Origin of the sequence: Armatimonas sp., from assembly GCF_043760365.1 — a bacterium.
In the GTDB taxonomy this organism is placed as follows: Bacteria; Armatimonadota; Armatimonadia; order Armatimonadales; family Armatimonadaceae; genus Armatimonas.
The window spans coordinates 1-2,062 of the sequence record NZ_JAYUPA010000228.1 but is presented as its reverse complement, the minus strand read 5'-3'; the positions used below and the strand labels follow the sequence as shown (position 1 = coordinate 2,062).

Annotated in this window: 1 protein-coding gene; it reads right to left on the bottom strand. The window is 64.4% G+C overall.

Annotated elements, in window-relative coordinates; genetic code table 11:
• The coding region (locus tag ACH2EH_RS05515) for a tol-pal system YbgF family protein (RefSeq protein WP_395139711.1) at window positions 1–2,062 on the bottom strand (2,062 nt) is incomplete at both ends.

The following is a 2,062-nucleotide window of genomic DNA, read 5'->3' as shown; positions in this document are numbered from 1 at the left end:
GCCACCACTCGTTGAGATTATCAAGCTTCTCGGCGGCGCAGGCGGCGCGGTAGAGCGCGGCGGGTGCTATGGTGGTGCTTGGGTAGTCGGCGACAATCTCCAGGCAGAGTTGCCGTGTGTGGGCGTAGACCTCGTGCTGGTACATGTAGCGCTGGATGGCTCTATTGTCGGCGGACGAGGCCACGTCTTTGTTCCAGTAGTAGCTGAAGGCAAACATCCGGTTTCCCTGCCAGAGCGGGGCGTTGTAGAGCTGGAGCAGCCCCTGCGTGTAGTAGGCACGGGCATAGGCAAACCGAGCCGCTGCCTTCGCCTCCGCACCCCGGGCTTTTTCCGCCGCCCGCCAGAGGTGCGAGAGATTCGCCAAGACTTTCTTGGGGTTTGCCCCCTGGTCGGAGAAGCTCTCCTCCCAGTCGGCGTCGTGGGTGGTACGCCCCACAAAGAGCGCGTAGGACTTCTCCGGCACCCGCACCAGCCAGCGGCGGGTGTCGTCCCAGTTCTCGATCCGTAGGTGGCGCAAAGCGAGGCTGTAGGCGAGCAAATCGCGGTGGTGAGAGCGTGTCTGCCAGTAGTTCTCCAGAGTCGCGATCGGCATCCGAGCATCTATCAAGTAGGCGTAGTCCTCACGGTACTCCAGCGCAAAGTACTGATCCAGCGCCGTGGAAAAGTCCCCCTCGCCCTCCGCGACCAAAGCGAGCAGCTCACGAGTGGCGTGGCGGATGTTGCTGCGTGGGCAGTCCTTCAGAATCTGCTCCAGATCGGCACGGGCACTGCCTAGCTGCTTCTGGCGGTAGCGGCTCCCGGCCCGGACATAGAGCGCCCTGCCGCGCACTTTCTCATCGGGATCGCGGGTGGCAGTGCTGGCCCAGCTTGCGGCACGGCGGAAACTCTGGTTCTGGTAGTAGATCTCCGCCAGGCGCACCCGCACCACGGGCGGCAGTGCGTCTCGCTCCGAAATCCGATCCGCCAGCGTTGCCAGCCGCGCAAAGTCGGCGGGCTTGTTGTCGCAGTGGGAAAGACGGAAGTAAAAATAGGGCGCGGCCAGCGACGGGTCTTTGACCAGCCGATCGAGAAACTGCTTGCCGGTATCGGGCTTAAAAAGCGCGAGCGACTTTGAGACGCCCTTAACGGCATCCCGGTACGCACGGTGCGTTGTCGCATTGTTGAGGGCGTGCAAGTACGCGATGAGCTGGAGTGTCCGCAGGCGCGGCTCCTGCGCCGTGTACTCGAAGCGTCGGCGCACCTCCACAATCGAGTCGCCGTCATTCAGGGCGCAGTAGGTTGTCGCGGCGGCTTCGTAGCGGCCCTGTTCCAAATCCGCGCGGGCGAGTAAGCCACGGACTGCTACCCGAAAGCGGGTGGTGGGAAAAGCCCGCAGGAGCTGCTCGGCGGCGGCGCGGCCCGTCGGCACTCCCTTGAGAATGCCTTTGTGGAGCAGGCAGGCGCGGGCGATCATAAGGAGCGCCGCCTCACGTTTTTCGCCGTCGGGGAACTGCCAGATCTGCGCCCTCCAGAGCGGGATCGCGTCTTTGTAGTTCAGCCACTGCGCCAGCCCAGCGGCGTGTTGGTAGGCGGCGTGCTCCCGCAGCCAGCGCGGCAGGGAGTTGTCAGCGTGAAGCGCGGCCAGCTCGGTGCGGGCCGCATTCCAGCCCGTGTTTGCTCCTTCCAGCTTGTCCAAGGCGGCCAAGTAGCGACGTAGCGGCTCGGCAGGCGGGTTGGCGTGGGCGAGCACTTCCAGCCGGTCGCGCACCTCGCCACTGATGCCAAAACGTGCCCCAAAGTCCTGCCAGAGCCGCCGCACACCCACCCAGTCGGCGTTCGCAGCAGCAACGCTTGCTTGCTTCTGGGTCGTTTTCTGTACCCGGAGCCGATTCTCCGCCCGCTCGTCGTCGTGCCAGTAGCTCAGCTCGATATGATTGATCGCACCATTGCCCCAGCCCGAGCCGGGGCGATCGTCTTGTTCGCCGCCACCCATCAGCCCGCGACGGGGCGGCGTGCCAAAATCAGGGTGGTTGCTGTTGAAGTGAATGGATGCCAGGTTATCACTCCAGCTCGCCCACACCGG